This window comes from Pseudonocardia humida (assembly GCF_023898865.1).
In the GTDB taxonomy this organism is placed as follows: Bacteria; Actinomycetota; Actinomycetes; order Mycobacteriales; family Pseudonocardiaceae; genus Pseudonocardia; species Pseudonocardia humida.
The window spans coordinates 17,608-37,305 of the sequence record NZ_JAGSOV010000097.1 but is presented as its reverse complement, the minus strand read 5'-3'; the positions used below and the strand labels follow the sequence as shown (position 1 = coordinate 37,305).

Here is a 19,698-nt window from a genome sequence, read left to right as displayed (position 1 = left end):
TGCTCGATGAGCTCCCTCGCCGTGGTCGTCGGCACCCGCATCCCCACCTCCTCCCCACCACCCACCGGGGACGCCGTCCTCGACCGACCCCGCAGCCGGCCAACCCAGGATGCCCGCCCCGCCCGCCGGCGGGACCGCGCCGAGCTGACGAAGAGCTGACGAATGCCGCGCAGCGCGGTTCCGCAAGCTGATCGGCAGGTACCCGGTCCTCTCCCGCGGGAAGTTCCCGCCCATGGACCGAGCGCCCGTGGACCGGACCGGCGTGCCCGCGCCGCCGCTGCTCAGCCCGACGGGGTCGGCGCCGCCACCGAGCCCTCCGCTTGGGCGCGGCAGCTCGCGGCGTCGGCCTCCAGCTCGGTGCGCAGCCGCTGGACCTCGTCGAGCACGGCCCGCAGGGCGGTCGGATCGAGCGCCCCGATCGCCTGCGCCGCCTGCTCGAGCTGCGCGACCAGGTCGCTCCCGCCCTCGGCGATCTCCACGCACGGCGACGGCGCCGCGGCGGTGGTGGGTGACGGAGCCGGTGCGGTGCTCGACGGCGCGGCCACCGGTTGCGCCGGCTCGGTGCCGCCGCGCAGCAGGTACCCCGCCACGAGCCCCACGGCCAGCGCCGCGACCACCACGAGCGCCGTGCGCCACCGCCCGGACGCGGACCCGGCCGTCGCGGGTTCGTCGTAGTCGCCCATGGCCTCCCCCTGCTCCCGGTCGTCGGATGGCCGGCAGCGTAGGCGCGCGCGGCGGTCGACGCAGGGTCCTGGGAGGGGCCACCATGACGGGCGGAGCGCGCCGATGATGACCGAACTCGCCCTGCTGCCCAGCCGTCGCACCGTCCGCCGCTGGGACCTCGCGGCGGTGACGGCGCTCGCCGTGTTCTGCGTGCTCGGCGTGCTGACGGCCCGGCACGTGTGGCAGCTCGCCGAGCTGGACACCGGTCTGCTCCGCGCCGCCGACGCCCTCGACGACACCGCGCGGGCCATCGGCCTGATCGACCAGGTGCCGGTCGTCGGGGAGGGCGCCGGGCAGCTCGCCGGCAGCGTCCGCGACACGGCCGCGGACATCCGCGGCAGCGTCGCGGGGGCCCGCGAAGACCTGCGCGCGCTCGCCCTCGTGCTGGCGGGCGCCGTGGTGGCGCTGCCCGTGGTGCCACTGCTGCTGGTGTACCTGCCACTGCGGCTGGCCCGGCGCCGCGAGCTGCGCGGGCTGCGCCGCATGCTGCGCGGCCCCGCCGACCCGATGCTGGTCGAGCACCTCGCCCGGGCGGCCCTGCGCCGGGTCCCGTTCCGCGAACTGCGCCGGGTCAGCCCGCAGCCCTGGCTCGACGCCGACCGGGGCCGGTGCCTGCCCCTGGCGGCCGCCGAGCTGTGCCGCCTCGGCGTCGTACCCCCGCCCGAGTGGACCGTCCCGGATCACCTCGATGGCTGAGGAGCCGGACGGCGGCACGACCGCGGACGCGGTCCCCGCGAGCGGGTCGGACGCGCAGCGGCCACCGCGCCGGCATGCCGTCGTCGACGCCTACGCCGCCGCGGTCGTGCGGTTCCGCTGGATCGTCGTCGCCGCGCTGGCCCTGGCGACCGTCGCCGCCGTCGCGCTGCTGCCCGCACTGGGCAGCGCGGGCGCCGGGTTGTCGGGATTGGTGGGCGAGCGCAACCCGGCGATCCAAGCGCAGGTCGACGCGCTGGCCCGGTTCGGACTGCCGCTGCTCAGCCGCACCGCCGTCGTCCAGCGCGACCCGGCCGGGCTGGACCCGTTCGTGCAGGCGGACTCCGTCCTGGCGGCCCTGGAGGTCGTCGAGCGAACGCTCGCCGCGGGCGGCCGGCCCAGCGGCGACCTGCTGCTGGCCTACCCGCTCACCAACAACCCCGTGCTGTTCCCCGGGGCGGCCGAGCAGAACACCACCCTGATCACCTACCTGTTCATCAGCCCCACCGCCGGGCTCGGCCCCCAGGACGCGATCACCCGCGACTACGTGGCCGGCCTCGAGCACCCGGAGGGCGGTCTGCTCGGCGGGACCGGCACCATCCCGGTGCAGGGCGCCCAGTGGCACGCCATCGTCGAGACGCTGCCGCTGGTGGAGGCGGCCACGCTGGCGGCCATCGCCCTGATCGTCGGCTTCACCTTCCGCTCGGTGGCCGCACCGCTGATCACACTGGTCACCGCGGGCACCGGCTACCTGCTCGCCGACCGCCTGCTCGGCTTGGTCGGCCAGCTCACCGGGCTGGCCGCCCCCAGCCAGATGCAGCCGGTGATCGTGGCGCTGATGCTGGGCATCACCACCGACTACGCCATCTTCTTCATGTCCGGCGTGCAGCGCCGGCTGCGCAAGGGCGTTCCCGGCCCCGACGCCGTGCGCGCCGGGGTCGCGGAGTACCTGCCCATCGTCGTGGTGGCCGGGATCACCGTCGCGGCCGGGGTGGCCACCCTGGCCGTCGCCGAGTCGCCGCTGTTCCAGGCGTTCGGCCCGGGACTGGCGATCACCGTGCTGGTCGGGCTGGTGGTCTCGACGACACTGGTCCCCGCGCTCATGGCGATCCTCGGGCGGTGGGCGTTCTGGCCGTCGGTGCGCCCCGATGCGACCCCCACCGACCCCACCGACCCTGTCGACCTGCCCGAGCGCGGCGCGGCGCGGAACGTGGTGCCGTCCCGCTTCCTGCGCCTGCTCGGCCGCCGGCCGATCGCCGCGGCCGTCGTCGGCGGGGTGCTGGCGCTGCTGGTCGCCGCATCGCTGCCGCTGTTCGGCCTGCGCACCGCCGTGTCGCCGGTCGACGCGCTGCCCCCCGACGAACCGGTGCGGCAGGCCGCCGAGGCCGCCGCCGCCGGCTTCGCCCCGGGCATCATCGCGCCGACTGCGCTGGTGGTGTCCCGGCCGGGGATCACCGGCGACCGGGAGCGGCTGGCCGAGCTGGAGCGGCTGCTCGACGCCCAGCCCGGGGTGGCCGGTGTGCTGGGCCCCCGCGACCAGCCGCTGCCGATCGAGCTGGGGCTGTTCCTGGCCCCGGACGGCGGCGCCGCGCGGTTCCTGGTGGTGCTCGACAGCGACCCGCTCGGCGCTCAGGCCATCGACGACCTGCGCGCCCTGCGCGACCGGATGCCCGGGCTGCTCGCCGAGGCCGGCCTACCCGGCGCGGAGGTCGGCTGGGCCGGCGACACCGCCCTCGGGGTCTCCCTGGTCGACACCGCCGCGTCCGACCTCGGGCGCATCGCGATCGCGGTGCTGCTGGTCGACCTGGTCCTGCTGGTGGTGTTCCTGCGCGCCCTGGTGGCCCCGTTGTACCTGCTGGCCACCAGCGTGCTCGCGGTCGGCGCCGCCCTCGGCCTGACCACCTGGTTCTTCCAGGACGTGCTGGGCCGCGACGGCGTGGTGTTCTACATCCCGTTCGCCGCCGCGGTGCTGCTCATCTCGCTGGGCTCGGACTACAACATCTTCAGCGTCGGCTACATCTGGGAGGAGGGTCGGCGCCGGCCGCTGCCCGAGGCGCTCGCCGTGGCCGTGCCCCGCTCCACCCGGGCCATCAACGCCGCCGGGATCACGCTGGCCGCGAGCTTCGCCCTCGTCGCGCTGATCCCGGTGGCGCCCTTCCAGGAGCTGGCCTTCGCGGTGGCCGTCGGCGTGCTGATCGACGCGTTCGTGGTGCGGTCGCTGCTGGTGCCCGCGCTGGTGTCGTTGGTGGGGCGGGCCAGCGGCTGGCCCGGGCGCCGGCTGCGCCCGGACCCGGCGGTCGCCGGGCGGTGAACCGGGGTGGCTCGACGGGAATCCGCGAGCCGAACGGCGGCGTCCCCGGACGGCCGGGGCGCCCGCTCAGCCGTCGCCGCTCGGAAGCCGGCCGTCGAGGACGCGGTCTCCGCGGAGGGGTTGGTGCCCTCACGCCGGCCGGGCCTCGGCCGATCTAACGTTCTGCTTGCAGGAGACCACCCCCGGTTGCAGACCGGTCCCGGCGGCTCTCTCCTATGAGGATGACGCCGTCGGAGCCCCTCCTCGCGTCCGCGACCGCGCCCCCGATCGGGCCGCTCGCGGACGTCGAGAACGCCATCAACGCCGTGTTCGACCCGATCTCGAACGCCCTGTCCTCGTTCGTCTTCGCCGAGATCACCGTCCTCGGCGTCACGTTCCCGTGGATCGTGGCCTGGCTCGTGATCGCCGCGACGATCTTCACGGTCTACTTCCGGTTCGTGCAGTTCCGCCAGTTCCGGTTGGCCCTGAAGATCGTCGGCGGCCGGTTCACCCGCGACGACGAGCCCGGCGAGATCAGCCACTTCCAGGCGCTGAGCTCGGCGGTGTCCGGGACGGTCGGCCTGGGCAACATCGCAGGCGTCGGCGTCGCGGTGACCATCGGCGGGCCGGGCGCGACGTTCTGGATGATCGTCGCCGGGCTGTTGGGGATGTGCACCAAGTTCGTCGAGTGCACCCTGGGGGTCAAGTACCGCGAGGAGCACCCGGACGGCACGGTGTCCGGTGGACCCATGCACTACCTGCGCAAGGGCGTCGCCGAGCGCCTCCCCGGCGGCACCGGGCGCGTCGTGGGCCGCATCCTGGCCGGCGGTGCGGCGGTGATGATCCTGTTCTTCGGCGTCGCCGGCGGCAACATGTTCCAGGCCAACCAGACCTTCGCGCAGCTGCGTGACGTCACCGGGGGCGACGGCGGCCCGCTCGGCGGCGCGGGGGCTGCGCTCATCTTCGGGCTGGTGGTCGCCGCGCTGGTCGGGGCGGTCATCATCGGCGGCATCACCGCGATCGGCCGGGTCACCAGCCGGTTGGTGCCGTCGATGGCGGTCGTGTACGTCGCGGCCTGCCTGATCGTGATCGGGGTCAACCTGCCGCAGGTGCCCGCGGCGATCGGCGCGATCTTCGCCGGGGCGTTCACCGGGGCCGGAGTGGCCGGCGGTGCGATCGGCGCGCTGATCGTCGGCTTCCAGCGGGCCGCGTTCTCCAACGAGGCCGGCCTCGGCTCGGCACCGATCGCGCACTCGGCGGTCCGCACCCGCCACCCGGTCACCGAGGGCTACGTCGCGCTCCTCGAGCCGTTCATCGACACCGTGATCGTGTGCACCATGACCGCGCTGACGATCGTCATCGCCGGCACCCCGTTCTGGAACGAGGCCCGGGCCAGCGCGGCGGCCGGCGGCGAGACCCCGGACGGGGTCCTGGTCACCTCGAACGCCTTCGAGACCGTGCTGCCCTGGTTCCCCTACGTGCTCACCGTCGCCATCGTCCTCTTCGCCCTGTCCACGATGCTGACCTGGGGCTACTACGGGCAGAAGGCGTGGACGTACCTGTTCGGCCGCAGCCGCGCCAGCGAGCGGACCTACCAGGTCCTGTACTGCCTGTTCATCGTCGTCGGCTCGGTGCTGACGCTGGGCAGCGTGCTGTCCTTCGCCGACGCGGTGCTCTTCCTGCTCGCCCTGTTCAACATCGTCGGCCTCTACCTGCTCGCCCCGGTGGTGAAGCGCGAGGTCGCCGCCTACCGCGACAAGCTGCGCAGCGGCGAGGTGAGCGACCTACGTGCCTCCGACCCGCGCTGACCGGTCATCCGGACCCACGCAGCTGCAGGCCCGCGGGCACGCCTTCGCGCTGCGCGGCGGGCGCCGGGTGGCCCGCGCGGTGCTGGCCCGCGTCGATCCGCGGACCGCGAACCGGTGACCGGGTCGAGCTCGGCACGCGCCCGCCACGTGGCGGCCGGAGCCGTGGCGGCCGCGCTCGCCCTGACCGTCGCGGCCTGCGCGGGCGACCGGTCGGGCGGAACCACCGGCGCGCCGCTGCCGACGTTCGCGGCGCCCACCTCGGCGCCCGCCGCGCAGCCGCCCGCCCGGCAGCGCCTCGTCGTGCACGCCACCGGCGACGTCAACCTCGACCCCGACTACATCCCGGCGCTGCGCACCCGCGGCCACGAGCACGCCTGGACCGGCCTCGACGGCCTGTTCACCACCGACGGCCTCACGGTCGTCAACCTCGAATGCCCCGTCTCGACCCGGGGCACCCCCGCCGACAAGCGGTTCACCTTCCGGTGCGACCCCGACGCGCTGCCCGTCGCCCGCGACGCCGGGGTCGACGTCGCCAACCTCGCCAACAACCACGGCCGCGACTACGGGGCCACCGCGTTGCTCGACTCGATCGAGCACGCCACCTCGGCCGGCATCGCACCGGTCGGGGTCGGCGCCGACGCCACCGCCGCGGCCGAGCCGGCGATCGTCGAGCGCGGCGGCTGGCGGATCGCGGTGCTCGGCTTCGGCGGCGTAGTGCCCGCAGCCGAGTGGCTGGCCGGTCCCGCCCGACCCGGCATGGCGAGCGGCGACGACATCCCGACCATGACCGCCGCCGTGCGGGCCGCGGGGGCACGGGCCGACCTGGTGTTCGTCACCATCCACTGGGGCGCCGAACTCGACACCGAGCCCCGCCCCGAGGACGTCGCCCGCGCCCGGGCGATGGTCGACGCCGGCGCCGACGCCGTCTTCGGCCACCACTCGCACCGGCTCCAACCGATGACGACCTACCGCGACCGGCCCATCGCCTGGGGGCTGGGCAACTTCGTCTGGCCCGTGCTGTCCCAGTCCGGGGCGCGCACCGCGGTCGCCCGGGTGGTGGTCGAGCCGGACGGCGCCGTGCGCGGCTGCCTGCTCCCGGCGCGGATCGCCACGCACGGCCACCCGGTCCTGTCCGGACCCCGCACGTGCCCGCGCTGAGCGCCACGCCGATGCGGCCACATGACGATCCCCTGACGACGGGCCCGGGCCGGCGTCGGCGCCGGGCGCGTCGGGTAGCCCGCTGACGGGAGGTGGACCCGATGCCCGAGCACGGCGGTCCCGAGGACCGACAACCCGATCCCATCACCTTCGCCCAGGACGCCGGCCCCGGCGCCATGCCCGGCGACACGACGGTGTCGGCCGGAACGGCGGCCGCGCTGCTGATCGGGCTGGTCGGGCTCACCGGATCGGTCGTCGCGCTCGGCGTGGCGATCACGATCGTGGTGCTCGCCTGGCTGCCCAGCACGGGCGGGGACGCCGACCGCTCCGGCCGCGACCGGTCCGCGCCCGGCCGACCGCCGCCCCACGAACCGCGTCCGCCGTTCGGCGGCCCGCTCGGCTGGTTCTGACCCGGCGCGCGTCTGCGCGGCGACGACCTGTCGGCGCAGCCCCGGCCCGCTCCCACCGCCCGACGACCGTCTTGCGGAACGCCGGCGGGGGGCCCTCGATGCGGTGCCGGGCACCCCGACGTCCCCACCGGGTGCGCCCGGTACCAGACCGGACCCCCTGGAGCGACCGCCATGCCGTCGACGACGGCCGCCCCCGCGGCCGGCCCCCCGTCCCGCTCCCGGCGGGCGCGCTGGCGGGCGCGCACCGCGAGCCGCACCCGCGCCGGGTGGGCCCTGGCCCGGGAGGTGGCCGGTGCCGCCCTCGCCGACCGGCTGCCGGGCCTGGCCGCCGAGACGGCGTTCTTCGCCGTGCTCGGCATCTTCCCCGCCCTGCTGCTGGGCACGGGCCTGCTCGGCGTGCTCGACCTGGTGGTCGGCGCGGACCTGGCCGCGGCGGCGCAGCGCGAGGTGGTCTCGGCGCTGGACGCGGTGCTGACCGAGCAGGCCGGTCCGGTGATCGACTCCGTGCGGGCGTTGTTCGCCACCAGCCGCGGCGGGCTGCTCACCGCGGCGGCGGTGGGTGCGCTGGTCACCGTGTCCGGCGCGTTCGCGACCGTGATCGGGGCGCTCAACCTGGCCTACGACGTCGAGGAACGGCGCAGCTGGCTGCGCCGCCGGCTGCTCGGGTCGGCGCTGGGAGTCGGCACGCTGGTCGCCGGGGTGCTGGCGCTGGCCGCGCTGGTCGTCGGGCCGCTGCTGGGAGCGGGCAGCGCGGTGGCGGACGCGGTCGGCCTCGGTCCCGCGTTCGCCGTGACATGGGACGTGCTCAGGGGGCCCGTGGTGGCGCTGCTCCTGCTGGCGTGGACGGCGACCATGTACCGGCTGGCCCCGAACCGGCGCAGCCGGTGGCGCGACACGGTGCCGGGGGCGCTGCTGGCCACGGCCTGGTGGGCCGCGGCCAGCGCAGGCTTCCACGGCTACCTCGCCGTGGCCGCCGGCGCCAACCCGGTGATCGGGGCGTTCGGCGGCGGCGTGATCGTGATGATCTGGGTGTACCTGCTGAGCCTGGGGCTGCTGCTCGGCGGCGAGCTGAACGCGGTGCTGGTCAGCCGGGCTCGCCGCGGCACTCACGGTGAGCGCGGGTCAGGCGGGCCGGCGCGGTGACCCCGGCTGCGAGCGGGATCCGCAGCGCCGGCCACACCAGCAGCGGCAGCACCACCCCGGAGGCCAGCACCAGGATCACGCCCGCTCCCCCTCCCCCGTCGCGGGCCGGTGCGCGTCCAGCCGCAGGGCGCTGTTCACCAGTCCGACGTGGCTGAACGCCTGCGGGGTGTTCCCGACCTGGCGGCGCGCCCGGGTGTCGTACTCCTCGGCCAGCAGGCCGAGGTCGGAGCGCAGGTCCAGCAGGCGCTCGAACAGCCGGCGCGCCGCGGCCACCCGCCCGGTCCCGGTCAGGGCGTCGACCAGCCAGAACGAGCAGGCCAGGAAGGCGCCCTCGCCGCCGGGCAGCCCGTCGACGCCGTCGGTCTCCGGGCGGTAGCGCAGCAGCAGCCCGTCCTCGTCCAGTTCGCGGGCCACCGCGTCGACCGTGCCGACCACCCGCGGGTCGTCCCAGGGCAGGAACCCGACGTGCGGGATCAGCAGCAGCGCCGCGTCGAGCCCGCGGCTGCCGTAGAACTGGGTGAACGTGCCGCGCCCGGCGTCGAAGCCGCGGTCGAGCACCTCCGCCGCGATCTCGGCGCGCAACGCCTTCCACCGCGCGGCCGGTCCGGGCAGGCCGAACTCCTCGACCGCGCGCACCCCCCGGTCGAGCCCGGCCCAGGCCAACACCTTCGAGTGCACGAAGTGCCGTCGCCCGCCGCGCATCTCCCACAGGCTCTCGTCCGGCTCGCGCCAGCTGCCCTCCAGGAACTCGAGCAGGGCCCGCTGCAGGTCCCAGGCCTCGTCGAGGCGCTGCACGCCGGCAGCCCGGGCGTGGTGCAGGCCGTCGAGCACCTCGCCCCAGACGTCGAGCTGGAACTGCCCGGCCGCGGCGTTGCCGACCCGCACCGGCGACGCCCCCTCGTACCCGGCCAGCCAGTCGACCTCGAACTCGGGCAGCCTGCGCCCGCCGTGCAGCCCGTACATGATCTGCAGGTCGGCCGGGTCCCCGGCGACCGCGCGCAGCAACCAGTCCCGCCAGGCCGTGGCCTCGGCGGTGTAACCGGTGGCCAGCAGGGACTGCAGGGTCAGCGTGGCGTCGCGCAGCCAGCAGTAGCGGTAGTCCCAGTTGCGCGGTCCGCCGAGCTGCTCGGGTAGCGAGGTGGTCGCCGCGGCGACGATGCCGCCGGTCGGGGCGTAGGTGAGCGCCTTGAGCGTCAGCAGCGAGCGGCGGACCGCCGCGCCGTGCTCGCCGCGGTAGGTGCAGCGGGCCATCCAGTCCGCCCAGAAGGCCTCGGTCCGGACGATCGCCGCCACCGGCTCGACCGGTGTCGGGCGGGGGTGGTGCGATGGCGCGTGGGTCAGCACGAACGGCACCGACTCCCCCGCCCGCACCGTGAACTCCGCGGTGGTCGTGCGGTCCTGCCCGTGCAGCTCGACCGGCGTGCGCAGCCACACCGCGTCCGGCCCGGCCACCGCCGACAGATCCGGACCGTCCCGGCGGACCCAGGGCACGACGTGGCCGTAGTCGAACCGCAGCCGCAGCTCCATCCGCATGGGGACGGCACCGGACACCCCGTGCACGACGCGGACCACGTCGGCCGCCTCACCGCGCGGCGGCATGCAGTCGGTGATCCGGACGGTGCCCTCCGGGGTGTCCCACTCGCTGTCGAGCACGAGGGTGTCGCCGCGGTAGGACCGGCGGGTGGCCGGCCCCCCGGCGGCCGGCGCGATCCGCCAGTGCCCGGCGGAGTCGTCGTCCAGCAGGGCGGCGAAGCAGGCCGCGGAGTCGAAGCGGGGCACGCACAGCCAGTCGACCGAGCCGTCCCGGCCGACGAGCGCGGCGGTCTGCAGGTCGCCGAGCAGGGCGTAGTCCTCGATCCGACCGGGCACGCTCAACCCCCCATCTCGATGACGACCTTCACCCCGACGGCCAAGTCGGGCAGGTCGGTGAGCCGGGCGGAACGGGCGGTGGCCGGGACGACGGTGAGTGCCTTCACGGGCCAGCGCTTCCCCGTGACCGGAGTCGGAAAACGGCCGGCAGCGATCGACAGTCGATCGTCGGGCTCGGTCGTGAGGTCGACGCCCGCGTCATTCGGAGTCGCCGGCGTCACGCAGCTCCTCGCACGCCGGGGCCTGCTCGAACGCGTTGCGCAGCTCCGGCTCGTCGGTCAGGGCGCCGACCGCCTGCACGTTGTTGCCCACCGCGCCCAGCACGTTGCCCCCGGCCACCACGGCCTCGCCGATCGCCAGCGGGTTGTTCGGGTCCGCCGCCTCGACCCGGTTCAGCGCCTCGGTCACGTCCTCGCGCAGGTCGGTCACCTGCTCCTGGACCTCCTGGGCCAGTTCCTCGCCCTCCTCGACCGGCGGCGCCCCGAGCGTGGACAGCTGCTGCTGGGCCTGGTCGGCCTGCGTCCGGGCCTCGACGAGGAAGTCGCGGTAGGCCTGTCGGGCGGCCTGCGGGGCGGTGACGTCGATCTCCGGTGGGGTGCGCAGCGTCTGCGCGACCGGGACCAGCGCCTCGCACACCGAGCCCGTCCAGGCCACCGCCTCGGGGCCGGCGGTGCCCTCGACGGCCTCCCCACCGGGGGCGGGGACCGGTTCGGGGGCGTCCGGGGCGACCGGTGCGTCGGTCGCGCAGCCGGCCAGGGCGAGCCCCGCGGCGGCGGCCAGCGCCACCAGCGGGCTCGTCGCCGACCGTCCGCGGCGGCGCAGGGTGTCAGTCATGATCGCTCCTTCCGGTGCCGGGTCGGCCGGGCCCGTCCCGGCCGACGTCCGGACGGCATCGGCGTTCCCCCGTCCCTGCGGCGGTTACCTGGCGGACGGCTTGCGACGGTCCGGTATGGCGCACCGTCAGCTCCTCGTCAGGCTCGCGGTGCCTGTCGGCGGGCGTGGCGGGTAGGCCTGGAGCGTGTGGTTCGACTCCTGGTCCGACCTGGGCCGCATCCTGGTCGTGGGCCCGCTGGCCTACCTCGCTCTGGTCGCCGTGCTGCGCGTGTCCGGCGCGCGCACGCTGTCCAAGCTGAACGCGTTCGACCTGGTCGTCACGGTCGCCCTCGGCTCGACCCTGGCCACGGTGCTGCTCGACGCCGACGTCAGCTTCGCCGAGGGCGTGCTCGGGCTGGGGGTGCTGGTTCTGCTGCAGTACGTGGTCAGCCGCTCGTCGCTGCGCTGGCGGGCGGTGGAACGGGCGGTGAAGTCCGAGCCGGTGCTGCTCTACCGGGGCGGGTTCCTGGCCGGGCCGATGCGGCGGGCGCGGGTGACCGAGGACGAGGTCCGCCAGGCCGCGCGGTCGTCGGGGCACGCCGGCCTGGCCGAGGTGGAGGCCGTGGTGCTGGAGACCGACGGGACGCTGAGCGTGCTGACCGCAGTGCCCGAGCTGCCCGAGGCGGACCGATGACGGGCGTCCCGGCCCGGCCGGGCCTGGGCCGCTTCCTCGGGCGCAGCAGCGCTGCCGCCATGGCCCTGGTGGCCGCCGCGGTCGGGTTCGTGCTGCTCACCGCGGCGGTGACCGGTCGACCGGGTCGCGTGGTCGGCGCGGACGGGTGGCTGGCCGACCGGCTCAACGCCCTCGTCTCCCCGCACCCGGTGCTGGTGCAGGCGCTGCGCGTGGTGACCATGCTCGGCGACACGCCGGTGCTGGGGTTGGTGGTGACCGCCCTGGCCGCCTACCTGGTGCTGCGCGGCCGAGCCCGGTTGGCGGGCTACGCGGTCGTCACCGGCCTCGGCGGGCTGGTTCTCACCCCGGCGGCCAAGGACCTGGTCGGGCGGCTGCGGCCGGTGGTCGACGTGCCGCTCGCCGCGGTCGGCGACCCGAGCTTCCCCAGCGGCCACGCCCTCGGTTCGACGGTGGCCTACGGCGTCGTGCTCATGGTGGCGTGGCCGCTGCTCGGCCGGCGGGCGCGGATCGGCGCGGCCGCCGCGACGGTCGCGCTGCTGGTCGCGGTGGGCGCCACCCGCCTCGCCCTCGGCGTGCACTACCTGTCCGACGTCGTCGGCGGGTGGATGCTGGGCGGGCTGTGGCTCGCCGCCACCGCCGTCGCGTTCGCGGGGTGGCGGCGCGCGGGCGGGCTGCCCCGCTCCGGCGCGCTCGGCGCCGGCCTGGAGCCGGAGTCCGCCGCGGACCTGGAGCCCGCGCCGGGGTCGCGTCCGACTCACGACCGGCACGCCTGGCAGGCCGCCGCGGTGCTCGTCGTCGGCTGGGTGCTGCTGCTGGGCGTGCTGCTGGCGCTGGGACGGCTGGTCACCGACGTGCTGGCGGGTACGGCGGTGATCGACTTCAGCTCGGACGTGACGAGGTGGGTGGCGCTCAACCGGACACCGCTGACGGTCGACCTCGCCCACGCCGCGAGCCTTCCCGGGGGTACGCCCGCCGTCATCGGCCAGGGCCTGCTCGCCGCGGCGGTGGCGCTGGCGCTGCTGCGCCGGTGGCGGCCCGTGCTCTTCCTGGCCCTGGTGCTGGTCGGGGAGCTGGCCCTGTTCCTGACCACCGCGACGATCATCGACCGGACCCGGCCGCAGCTGCCGGGCCTCGACCCGGCCCTGCCGCCGACGTCCAGCTTCCCGTCGGGGCACCTGTCGGCGGCGCTGTCGCTCTACGGCGCCGTCGCGGTGCTCGTGCTGGCCCACGCCCGTGCGCGGCTGCCGCGGGTGCTCGCCGTCGCCGCCGCGGTGGTCGTGCCGTTCGCGGTCGGGGTGTCGCGCCTGCACCTGGGCGTGCACCACCCGCTCGACCTGCTGGGCAGCCTGGTCCTGGCGCTGCCCTGGCTGCTGCTGGTCCGCGCGGTGCTGCGCCCGGGCCGGGCCGCGCCCGTCGTCGGCGCCCCGCTCCCCCGAGCACGTCCGGTCGGGTCCGGTGGGCGCGCGTCGTCGTCGGGAGACCGTCAGCGGCGGAACGGCGCCCGCGGGTCTTCAGCGTCGTCGTCGCCGTGCTCACCGTGCTGAGCCGCCGCGTCCCACCCACCGACCGGCGCGGCTACGGCTGCGCGACGGGCGGCGTGCGCGCGACTTCTCCTCGCCGCTCTGCGGCCGGTCGGGGGGGGGGGGGGGGGGGGCCCCCCCCCCCCCCCCCCACCCCGGTGGGTGGCCTGCGGTCTCCGGGCTCCCCCCGGTCCGGACCCGCGCCGGGCGCGCCGTCGGCCACCCCGCACGTTGTACCCGCCGGTCGCGGTGCCCGGGCAGTGGGCGGCGCCGTTCGTCAGGGCATCGTCAGGTCGCGGCACCGGATCGGGTGAGGTGGCGCCGCGGCCTCCCGCGCGCTCGGCGTCGGAGCCGACGGCTGTGCGCTCCCCGCTGCGCGCCCGCCTCGACCGGGTCAGCCGCCCAACGGGGCGATGGGCTGCAGCACCGCCTCGGTCACCGGGCCGTCCGGCGTGCGGTGGACCCGGGGCGCGCCCGGCCGTCAGCGCGGATCGGTCGGGCCGGGCGCCACGTCGTGGTGGTCCCGGCCGTTGCGCGGCACGTCGACGACGGGTCGGTCCCGCTGCTCGGGCACGGACGCGAGGGGGGTGGCCGCCGTGCCGGACGGATCGGTGTCGGCGGCGTGGTCGCGGTCCGGGGCGACGGCCCGGCCGGGACGCGCGGTCCGGTCCAGCTCCTCGGCCGGCTCCACCGGGCGCCGCACGCGCCCGCCGATGAGCCCGCCGAGCGCGGCGAGCAGCAGTCCGACCAGCAGCGACCAGAACCCGGCCCACAGGGCGGACTCGGCGGTCACCCCGCCCAGCGCTCCCCCGGCCCGCGCATCGGCCCGACCCAGGCCGGAGCCGAGCCCGGCGGTCAGGTTCGCCGCCCCCGGCACGATCGCGGTCAGCGACAGCACGAAGAGCAGTCCCCAGGCGGTGACGCCGTTCGCCAGCCCCGCCAGCGAGCCGCGGGCGCCGGCGAACAGGCCGGCGACCACGCCGGCCAGCAGCAGCGCGAACGCGGCGGTGGCGCCCATGAACCAGGGCAGGTACGCCTCGACCGGGTCGTCACCCGCTCCCGTGGCCACCGCCAGCCACAGGGTGCTGAACAGGGCGAACACCGCCAGCCCGATGGTCGCGCCGGCGACCACCGGACCCCAGCGGATCAGGTCGGGCGTCCGGGCCGGTTCCGGGCCGGATCCTCGGTGGGCGGTGGCAACCATGTCGTCCTCCGTTCCGTGACGTGCGACGGTCCCCGTCGGCGTGCCCGCGCCCGCGGCGCCGGTAACCGAGTCGCCCCTGACGGTCGGCTGACATCCGCCGTCACGTCGACGCCCACCGGCGCTCACGGCGGCGCCGCTGTACGGCTTCGCGGGAGCTGCGCTCGCCGTGCCGCTGGCCGCGGTCCTGCACGTGGTGCTGTCGGTGGTCGTCGGTCGGGCGCCCGACCGGGGAGGACCGGGGGGCGCGGGGACGACCGGCGTCGGAGCGCGACGTCCTGACGCCCGGGCGCCGGCCATCCGCTGCCCCTGCTCGACGGCCTGGCCGTGCGCCGCCGACCACGGCTACGGCTCGGGCTGATCCGCGTCCCGGCCCGGGAGGGCACCGGTGTCGCGCCCGGCGAGGAAGAACGCGCCGAGGGCACCGGCGAGGGTGGCGAACACCGCGACCGAGTACACCGCGAGCAGCACCTCCAGGACGCGGGCGAAACCGCTCGCGGCGGCCAGCGGCTCCCCGGTGATCGTGGCCAGCGCCGCGTCGTGCAGGGCCTCGGCGTAGCTGTCGTAGGCCCCCAGCACGTAGAGCAGCTGGCTCGACGCCAGGACCACGACCGCGGTGACGGCCAGCAGCCAGCCGATCCGCCCCGACAGCAGCCGGCCGGCCGAGCGGGACCCCCGCACCGCCGCCGACACGACGCTGCCGACCCGAGCCACCCGAAGCAGCCTCAGCACCCGGGCGAACCGCAGGAACGGCACGACCAGGAACACCAGCTGCCACCAGTTGCGGGCCCAGAACCGCCGCCGGTCCCGGGCCACCACCGCGCGCAGCGCGAACTCGCCGACGAACACCGCCCACAGCACCCACCCCGCGACGGTGAACGCGGTGGCCGTGCCGGCCTCGCCTGCCAGTACCTGGCCGAGCACCACCAGCAGGAACAGCACGCCGAGCACGCCCATCGGCCTGTCCAGCCGCCGGGCGATCCGTTCCGCGCGGGCGAGCCCGCCGTCCGGGTCGTCGTGCGTCCGCACCTCCGACGGGTGGGCGACGCGGTCCCGCTCCGGCACGCCCAGTCCCTCCGAGATCGGTGTCACGACGACCAGGCGCGGTCGTCCCGGACCGGCCTACCCACACGGGGGCGGATCAGCACGCCCTCGCCTGACGGGTGCCTGACGATCGGTCGGGGTGGCGGTGGGGATGACGGGCGCGGCCCGGTCGGCAGGAGCTCGTAAGGCGCGGCCGCGCGCGGCCCGGTCCGCGGCGGGTAGCCATGCGGCATGGACGGTACCGATCCCACGCCGGTCCCGGTGGGCCGCAGCGCCCGAACCGACCGACGGCCTCCACGGTGGCCCGCCGCCGCAGCGGTGGCCGCCCTGTGCGTGGCTCCGGTCGTGGCGGGCTGCGGTGCCGGTCAGGTGGCGCAGACCAGCGAGTACGTCGGCAACGCCTCGGGAGCGGTCGCCCGGGTCGGGGAGATGGCGGTGCTCGAGGTCGAGTTCCTGTTCGACCGGCCGGTCGCCGGGGACGAGGTCTACGGGGTCGGGGGCATCGCGCCGCTGGCGGTGACCCTCGTCAACACCGGCGACGCCCCGGACCGCCTGGTGCGCATCAGCAGCCCGATCGCCGAGGCCGGGCTCGTGGTCGTCGACGACGGCCTCGTCATCCCCGGCGACCAGACCCTGACCGCCGGCCAGATCGGCCCCGTGGCCTCGATCGAGGTGCCCTACGAGGACGACGGCGGCCTGATCGCGCTGATCGGGTTGAAGGAGCCCATCCGGTCCGGCATCAGCTACCCGGTGGTGTTCGGTTTCGAGCGGGCCGGAGACGTCGTCGTCGACGTACCCGTGAAGACCCCCGACATCCCGCCGCCCCGCGCCGAGGACGGCGGGTGACACCCCCGGAGACCGGGCTCTGCGTCGGCACCGTCCTCGACCAGGACGGGCGGGTCACCGGCTACGAGGTGACCAACGAGGTCACCGCGACGGTGCGGGACCCGAGCGCGGTCGGCGCGCTGGTCGACGCGGCGAGTCGGGCCGTCGGGGACGCCCTGCGGCGGCCGGGGTGGGCCTGGGTGGGGTGCGCACGATCCTCGAGGTGCCCCGGCTCGGTGGACCCGTTCGGGCCGGACACCGCCCGTGCCGCCACCCCCGTCGAGCCGGGGAGCCGGGGAGCCGGGGAGCCGGGGAGCCGGGGAGCTCACCGTGGCCGTGGAGATCGCCTACGGCGTCGACGGGTGACGCTGCCGGACCCGGCCCACCGCCCGGGACGGGGGCCGGGGTCGTGAACGCCGCGCGGCGGTGACGCGGCCCGGGGGCGGGGCCGGTGCCGTCCCGACCGCCGGACGGTGCTCTCCCACCACAGGTGCTCCCTCGTCCGCGGGCCGGCCGCGAGATCGGTGGAGCTCGGCGCCTCGCGGCGCCCGTGGCCCCGCGGAGGGGGGCGGCGGGACCGGTCCCCAGTGGACGGGGTCGGACCCGGTGTAGCACAACCAGCCGATCGCGGTGACCAGCGCGGCCAGCAGGAGCAGCACCGGGCTGATCCACCCGAGGACCGCCGCGAGCAGCAGGGCCCCACCCCACTTCGGTACCGGCGTCGTCCCCAGCCGGTGCAGCATCCGCAGCGCCTCGGAACGCGCTGCGGCATCGCGCTGCTGCTCATCGGGCCGGTCACCCACCGGCCCCGTTCCCCGCGGATCGCCTTCGTCCAGATGCCCGTTCACGTCAACGGCCTCCCTCATGGGCCGCCGCGCACGGGGTACGCGGTCGTCGCGCACCCGCCGCGGGGGCTCCGCTCGCCGTGCTCGTCCGGGACGTCGAGGTGACGACGCCTCCGCCTTCGCCCTCCCGGAGTTCCCCGGGGTCGCGCACAGCTACCTGTCGCGCGCCTTGCGAACGGTCCCGGCCCGGTCGCCCCCCGGAGCTGCGGCGTCCCGGCGGCGTTCCTGCCGGGTGAGCGTGGCGGCGGTGACGGCCACGACGACGATGACGGTCCCGGTCCCGATGTCGTTCCACGTGGCCGCGGTCGCCGGTGAGTCCGCGGAGTAGAACAGCACGAAGGGCGCCGCGAGCAACCACGCGCCCAGCGCCACCTCGACCGCCCACAGCACCGCACCTCGGAACCGGGCGGCCGTGCCCAGGAACGCGATGAGGACCACGGCCACCCCGGTGGCCACATCGTTCACGGTCGCGCTGAGCTCGGCCCCGGCCCGGTCGTACCCGAGCAGGAACGGTGCGGCCACCAGCCACGCCCCGGGCAGGAGCACGAGGGCGTTCATCCAGGTCGGACGCGCACCACCACCCGACGGCGGTGGGTCCACGGCCCGCTGAGGCCTGCCCGGGCGGGGACCGGAGGCACCGGCACCGGCGGCCGGGTAGGCGTAGGGCGTCGGGCCCGGTGCCGGGGACGTCCCGTCAGGTGTGGTCGGTGGCTGCACGTCTGCTCCTCGATCGTGGTCGGTGCGGCGGTGCGGTCGCCACCCCGCACCAGCGGGCTGCCCCGGCCCGCGGTCGGACTACCTGTCCAACACCTTGCGGATCCGGCCCCGACGCGCACCTGCCGACCGTCTCACCAACGGCCAGGTCCACCCGGAGGACTTGCGCTGTTCGGCGCGACCGCCGCGGCTCCTTCCGGTGGTGGGACGGGTCGCCGCCGCTCCGCTGCTCACTCAGCTGGCGGGCGGGCGTCTGCGCGGCCTGGGGGCCGCCCACCGCTCGGGTGCTCCGGGCGGCGCAGGCCGACGTCGGACGGTGTCAAGTCGATCCCTCCGCTGAGGACCACGTGCTCGTCCCACCGGGCGAGCCGGCGAGCCAGGACGGCCGTGTTCTCGGGCCGGGCGACGGTGACCAGGTCCCGCACCATGCCCTCCAGCCGCTTCTGGATCCGCGGGTCGTCCGCCCCCCAGCGCTGGATCTCCTCGACGGCCAGGTCGAGGTACTGCTCGAAGTCCGGCTCCGGCACCGTGACGACGGTGCGGCCGTCCACGGCGACCGTACGGCGCCCGGGGAGCGGCCGCGTCGCCAGCCGCCGCAGCAGGTCGTGCAACTGGTCGACGACCTGCACGGCGGTCGTGGCGTCGTTGACGCCCGGGGAGAGCGCCCGGGCGGCGATGTCCACGAGCTGGCGCAGGCCGAAACCGACGTCCTGGTCCATCGACCGCTCCTTGCCCAGCACGACGGCGGCGCGCAGCCGGTCGTCGTCCGCCCGGCCGCCGTCGCGCACGTGGAGCAGGGCCGCGCCGGCCGGGACGAACTCCCCGACGGCCCTGAGCACCTCCACCTCACCGCCCGCGGCCCCGGCCAGCCGCGCGAGCGCAGCGTCGTCGACGGACTGGAGCACACCGGGCCGGGTGGCCGGGACCGACCGCCCGTCGTCGTCGCTCCTCGACACGGGCGCCCCGGTGTCGTCGTGCTGCGGGGGGTGGCGCCGTTCGAGCACGGCGCGGGTCTCCGCGCCGATCGAGTCGATGATGGTGGCGACCCGGATCGCCTGCGCGGTGTGGTGCAGGTAGCCCAGGAAGACCAGCACGCTCGTCAGCACGAACCCGAAGGCCGTGGTGACGGCGATCTGCGGGACGAACGGCGACACGGCCGCCGTTCCGCGGACGCTGCGCAGCACCGTCATCGCGTAGCTGAAGGTCGCCACGAACACCCCGAGCGTGACCTGGTTGAAACGGTCCCGCAGGAACGTCCGCAGCACCCGCGGCGAGAACTGGCCGCTGGTCAGCTGCAGCACCACGATCGTGATCGAGAACGTGAGCGCGGTGAACGAGATCATCGAGGTGATGACCGCCGACAGCAGCGCCCGGGCCCCCTCCGGGCCACCGCCGAAGAGGAACGGCAGGTCGGCGGACCGCAGCAGCACCACGTCGAGCTCGGTGAGCACGAGCCCGAGCGCGACCGCGCTCGCGGCGCAGACCGTGGGGACGAGCCAGAACCTCTCCCGCGCCCAGGCCGTCACCCGGTCGGGGTTCCCACACCTCGGCGGGTTACCTGGCGGGCACCTTGCGAACGGCCGTGGACTCGCTCCCGGTGCACCCCGGCGAGGCGCCGCAGGACGGCGTCAGAGCTGCTTGCGGACCCGGTGATCTCGGCGATCCCGGTGACGGCGGAGCGCGCCGCCGGGGTCGCCATCACCGCCGCGGCCATCAGCTTGCCCCGCGCGGCCGCCGCCGGGACCAGCAGGCGCAGCGCCGCGGCGAGCAGGACGACTCCCAGCCCGGTCCCGGCCACCGGGTCCCGCGCGAGGGATCGGGGGACTCCGGATCAACGCTCGACGCGCCGATCCGAATCGCGATCGAACCGCGCGGGGGGCGTTCAGCCGAGCACTCCGAACAGCCACATGGCCGTGACCAGTGCCATCCAGATCACCAGCGCCACGAG

The 19,698-nt window shown here is 76.1% G+C and carries 19 protein-coding genes; 10 read left to right on the top strand and 9 right to left on the bottom strand.

All coding sequences use genetic code 11. The features are described from left to right. Positions 1–281: 281 nt before the first annotated feature. On the bottom strand, positions 282–683 hold the full coding sequence (locus KDL28_RS38530; protein WP_252446438.1) for a hypothetical protein: 402 nt from the start codon (positions 681–683) through the stop codon (positions 282–284). Between the two features lie 103 nt (positions 684–786). On the opposite strand from KDL28_RS38530, the gene KDL28_RS38525 reads away from it, so the two are divergent. From KDL28_RS38525 to KDL28_RS38495, 7 genes are all read left to right on the top strand, one after another. Further along, positions 787–1,419: a hypothetical protein gene (locus KDL28_RS38525; protein ID WP_252446437.1), complete on the top strand. Its 633-nt coding sequence runs from the start codon at positions 787–789 to the stop codon at positions 1,417–1,419. After that, the gene (locus KDL28_RS38520) at positions 1,412–3,727 is read left to right on the top strand and encodes an MMPL family transporter (protein ID WP_252446436.1); all 2,316 of its coding nucleotides are present in this window, start codon (positions 1,412–1,414) and stop codon (positions 3,725–3,727) included. Before KDL28_RS38525 ends, KDL28_RS38520 begins: the two co-directional genes overlap by 8 nt. 221 nt (positions 3,728–3,948) lie before the next feature. Next, positions 3,949–5,514, top strand: coding sequence for an alanine/glycine:cation symporter family protein (locus KDL28_RS38515; protein WP_252446435.1), 1,566 nt, complete (start codon positions 3,949–3,951; stop codon positions 5,512–5,514). Then, on the top strand, positions 5,495–5,632 hold the full coding sequence (locus tag KDL28_RS38510) for a hypothetical protein (protein ID WP_252446434.1): 138 nt from the start codon (positions 5,495–5,497) through the stop codon (positions 5,630–5,632). The genes KDL28_RS38515 and KDL28_RS38510 overlap by 20 nt, the downstream gene beginning before the upstream one ends. Then, complete coding sequence (locus KDL28_RS38505) at positions 5,629–6,672, top strand: CapA family protein (RefSeq protein WP_252446433.1); 1,044 nt, start codon at positions 5,629–5,631, stop codon at positions 6,670–6,672. Before KDL28_RS38510 ends, KDL28_RS38505 begins: the two co-directional genes overlap by 4 nt. 101 nt (positions 6,673–6,773) lie before the next feature. Further along, positions 6,774–7,082: a hypothetical protein gene (locus KDL28_RS38500; RefSeq protein WP_252446432.1), complete on the top strand. Its 309-nt coding sequence runs from the start codon at positions 6,774–6,776 to the stop codon at positions 7,080–7,082. Positions 7,083–7,253: 171 nt separating this feature from the next. After that, entirely contained in the window at positions 7,254–8,225 is a 972-nt protein-coding gene (locus tag KDL28_RS38495) for a YihY/virulence factor BrkB family protein (RefSeq protein WP_252446431.1), read from the top strand. A 75-nt stretch (positions 8,226–8,300) separates the two neighbouring features. Here the strand turns inward: KDL28_RS38495 and KDL28_RS38490 are convergent, their stop codons facing one another. Genes KDL28_RS38490 through KDL28_RS38480 form a run of 3 tightly spaced genes read right to left on the bottom strand, consistent with a single transcriptional unit; the run spans position 8,301 to position 10,928 of the window. After that, complete coding sequence (locus KDL28_RS38490; protein WP_252446441.1) at positions 8,301–10,094, bottom strand: glycoside hydrolase family 15 protein; 1,794 nt, start codon at positions 10,092–10,094, stop codon at positions 8,301–8,303. A gap of 2 nt (positions 10,095–10,096) precedes the next feature. After that, complete coding sequence (locus KDL28_RS38485) at positions 10,097–10,315, bottom strand: hypothetical protein (RefSeq protein WP_252446430.1); 219 nt, start codon at positions 10,313–10,315, stop codon at positions 10,097–10,099. Next, the gene (locus tag KDL28_RS38480) at positions 10,293–10,928 is read right to left on the bottom strand and encodes a hypothetical protein (protein ID WP_252446429.1); all 636 of its coding nucleotides are present in this window, start codon (positions 10,926–10,928) and stop codon (positions 10,293–10,295) included. The genes KDL28_RS38485 and KDL28_RS38480 overlap by 23 nt, the downstream gene beginning before the upstream one ends. Before the next feature lie 184 nt (positions 10,929–11,112). Between KDL28_RS38480 and KDL28_RS38475 the strand changes: the two genes are divergently transcribed. Then, positions 11,113–11,601: a DUF421 domain-containing protein gene (locus KDL28_RS38475; protein ID WP_252446428.1), complete on the top strand. Its 489-nt coding sequence runs from the start codon at positions 11,113–11,115 to the stop codon at positions 11,599–11,601. After that, the gene (locus tag KDL28_RS38470; protein WP_252446427.1) at positions 11,598–13,145 is read left to right on the top strand and encodes a phosphatase PAP2 family protein; all 1,548 of its coding nucleotides are present in this window, start codon (positions 11,598–11,600) and stop codon (positions 13,143–13,145) included. Before KDL28_RS38475 ends, KDL28_RS38470 begins: the two co-directional genes overlap by 4 nt. A gap of 457 nt (positions 13,146–13,602) precedes the next feature. Here KDL28_RS38470 and KDL28_RS38465 read toward each other — a convergent pair whose 3' ends face one another. Together KDL28_RS38465 and KDL28_RS38460 are read right to left on the bottom strand one after the other, a co-directional pair. Further along, the gene (locus tag KDL28_RS38465) at positions 13,603–14,325 is read right to left on the bottom strand and encodes a hypothetical protein (RefSeq protein WP_252446426.1); all 723 of its coding nucleotides are present in this window, start codon (positions 14,323–14,325) and stop codon (positions 13,603–13,605) included. 342 nt (positions 14,326–14,667) lie between these two features. Next, complete coding sequence (locus KDL28_RS38460) at positions 14,668–15,387, bottom strand: hypothetical protein (RefSeq protein WP_252446425.1); 720 nt, start codon at positions 15,385–15,387, stop codon at positions 14,668–14,670. Between the two features lie 348 nt (positions 15,388–15,735). Between KDL28_RS38460 and KDL28_RS38455 the strand changes: the two genes are divergently transcribed. Beyond that, positions 15,736–16,212 (top strand): copper chaperone PCu(A)C domain-containing protein, encoded by a 477-nt coding sequence (locus KDL28_RS38455; RefSeq protein WP_252446424.1) that lies wholly within the window; start codon positions 15,736–15,738, stop codon positions 16,210–16,212. A gap of 977 nt (positions 16,213–17,189) precedes the next feature. Here KDL28_RS38455 and KDL28_RS38450 read toward each other — a convergent pair. The 3 genes from KDL28_RS38450 to KDL28_RS38440 all read right to left on the bottom strand — a co-directional run bounded on the left by KDL28_RS38450 (position 17,190) and on the right by KDL28_RS38440 (position 19,548). After that, positions 17,190–17,594 (bottom strand): SPW repeat domain-containing protein, encoded by a 405-nt coding sequence (locus tag KDL28_RS38450; protein WP_252446423.1) that lies wholly within the window; start codon positions 17,592–17,594, stop codon positions 17,190–17,192. Positions 17,595–17,980: 386 nt separating this feature from the next. After that, positions 17,981–19,276, bottom strand: coding sequence for a DUF2254 domain-containing protein (locus KDL28_RS38445; RefSeq protein ID WP_252446422.1), 1,296 nt, complete (start codon positions 19,274–19,276; stop codon positions 17,981–17,983). Continuing rightward, entirely contained in the window at positions 19,273–19,548 is a 276-nt protein-coding gene (locus tag KDL28_RS38440) for a hypothetical protein (protein WP_252446421.1), read from the bottom strand. Before KDL28_RS38440 ends, KDL28_RS38445 begins: the two co-directional genes overlap by 4 nt. Positions 19,549–19,698 lie beyond the last annotated feature (150 nt).

What these genes read in the sequence shown, in the direction of transcription:
- KDL28_RS38465 (WP_252446426.1), bottom strand. Translation starts at nt 14,325, where the DNA reads ATGGTTGCCACCGCCCACCGAGGATCCGGCCCGGAACCGGCCCGGACG.
- KDL28_RS38500 (WP_252446432.1), top strand. Translation starts at nt 6,774, where the DNA reads ATGCCCGAGCACGGCGGTCCCGAGGACCGACAACCCGATCCCATCACC.
- KDL28_RS38530 (WP_252446438.1), bottom strand. Translation starts at nt 683, where the DNA reads ATGGGCGACTACGACGAACCCGCGACGGCCGGGTCCGCGTCCGGGCGG.
- KDL28_RS38525 (WP_252446437.1), top strand. Translation starts at nt 787, where the DNA reads ATGATGACCGAACTCGCCCTGCTGCCCAGCCGTCGCACCGTCCGCCGC.
- KDL28_RS38495 (WP_252446431.1), top strand. Translation starts at nt 7,254, where the DNA reads ATGCCGTCGACGACGGCCGCCCCCGCGGCCGGCCCCCCGTCCCGCTCC.
- KDL28_RS38515 (WP_252446435.1), top strand. Translation starts at nt 3,949, where the DNA reads ATGACGCCGTCGGAGCCCCTCCTCGCGTCCGCGACCGCGCCCCCGATC.
- KDL28_RS38520 (WP_252446436.1), top strand. Translation starts at nt 1,412, where the DNA reads ATGGCTGAGGAGCCGGACGGCGGCACGACCGCGGACGCGGTCCCCGCG.
- KDL28_RS38470 (WP_252446427.1), top strand. Translation starts at nt 11,598, where the DNA reads ATGACGGGCGTCCCGGCCCGGCCGGGCCTGGGCCGCTTCCTCGGGCGC.
- KDL28_RS38450 (WP_252446423.1), bottom strand. Translation starts at nt 17,594, where the DNA reads ATGAACGCCCTCGTGCTCCTGCCCGGGGCGTGGCTGGTGGCCGCACCG.
- KDL28_RS38480 (WP_252446429.1), bottom strand. Translation starts at nt 10,928, where the DNA reads ATGACTGACACCCTGCGCCGCCGCGGACGGTCGGCGACGAGCCCGCTG.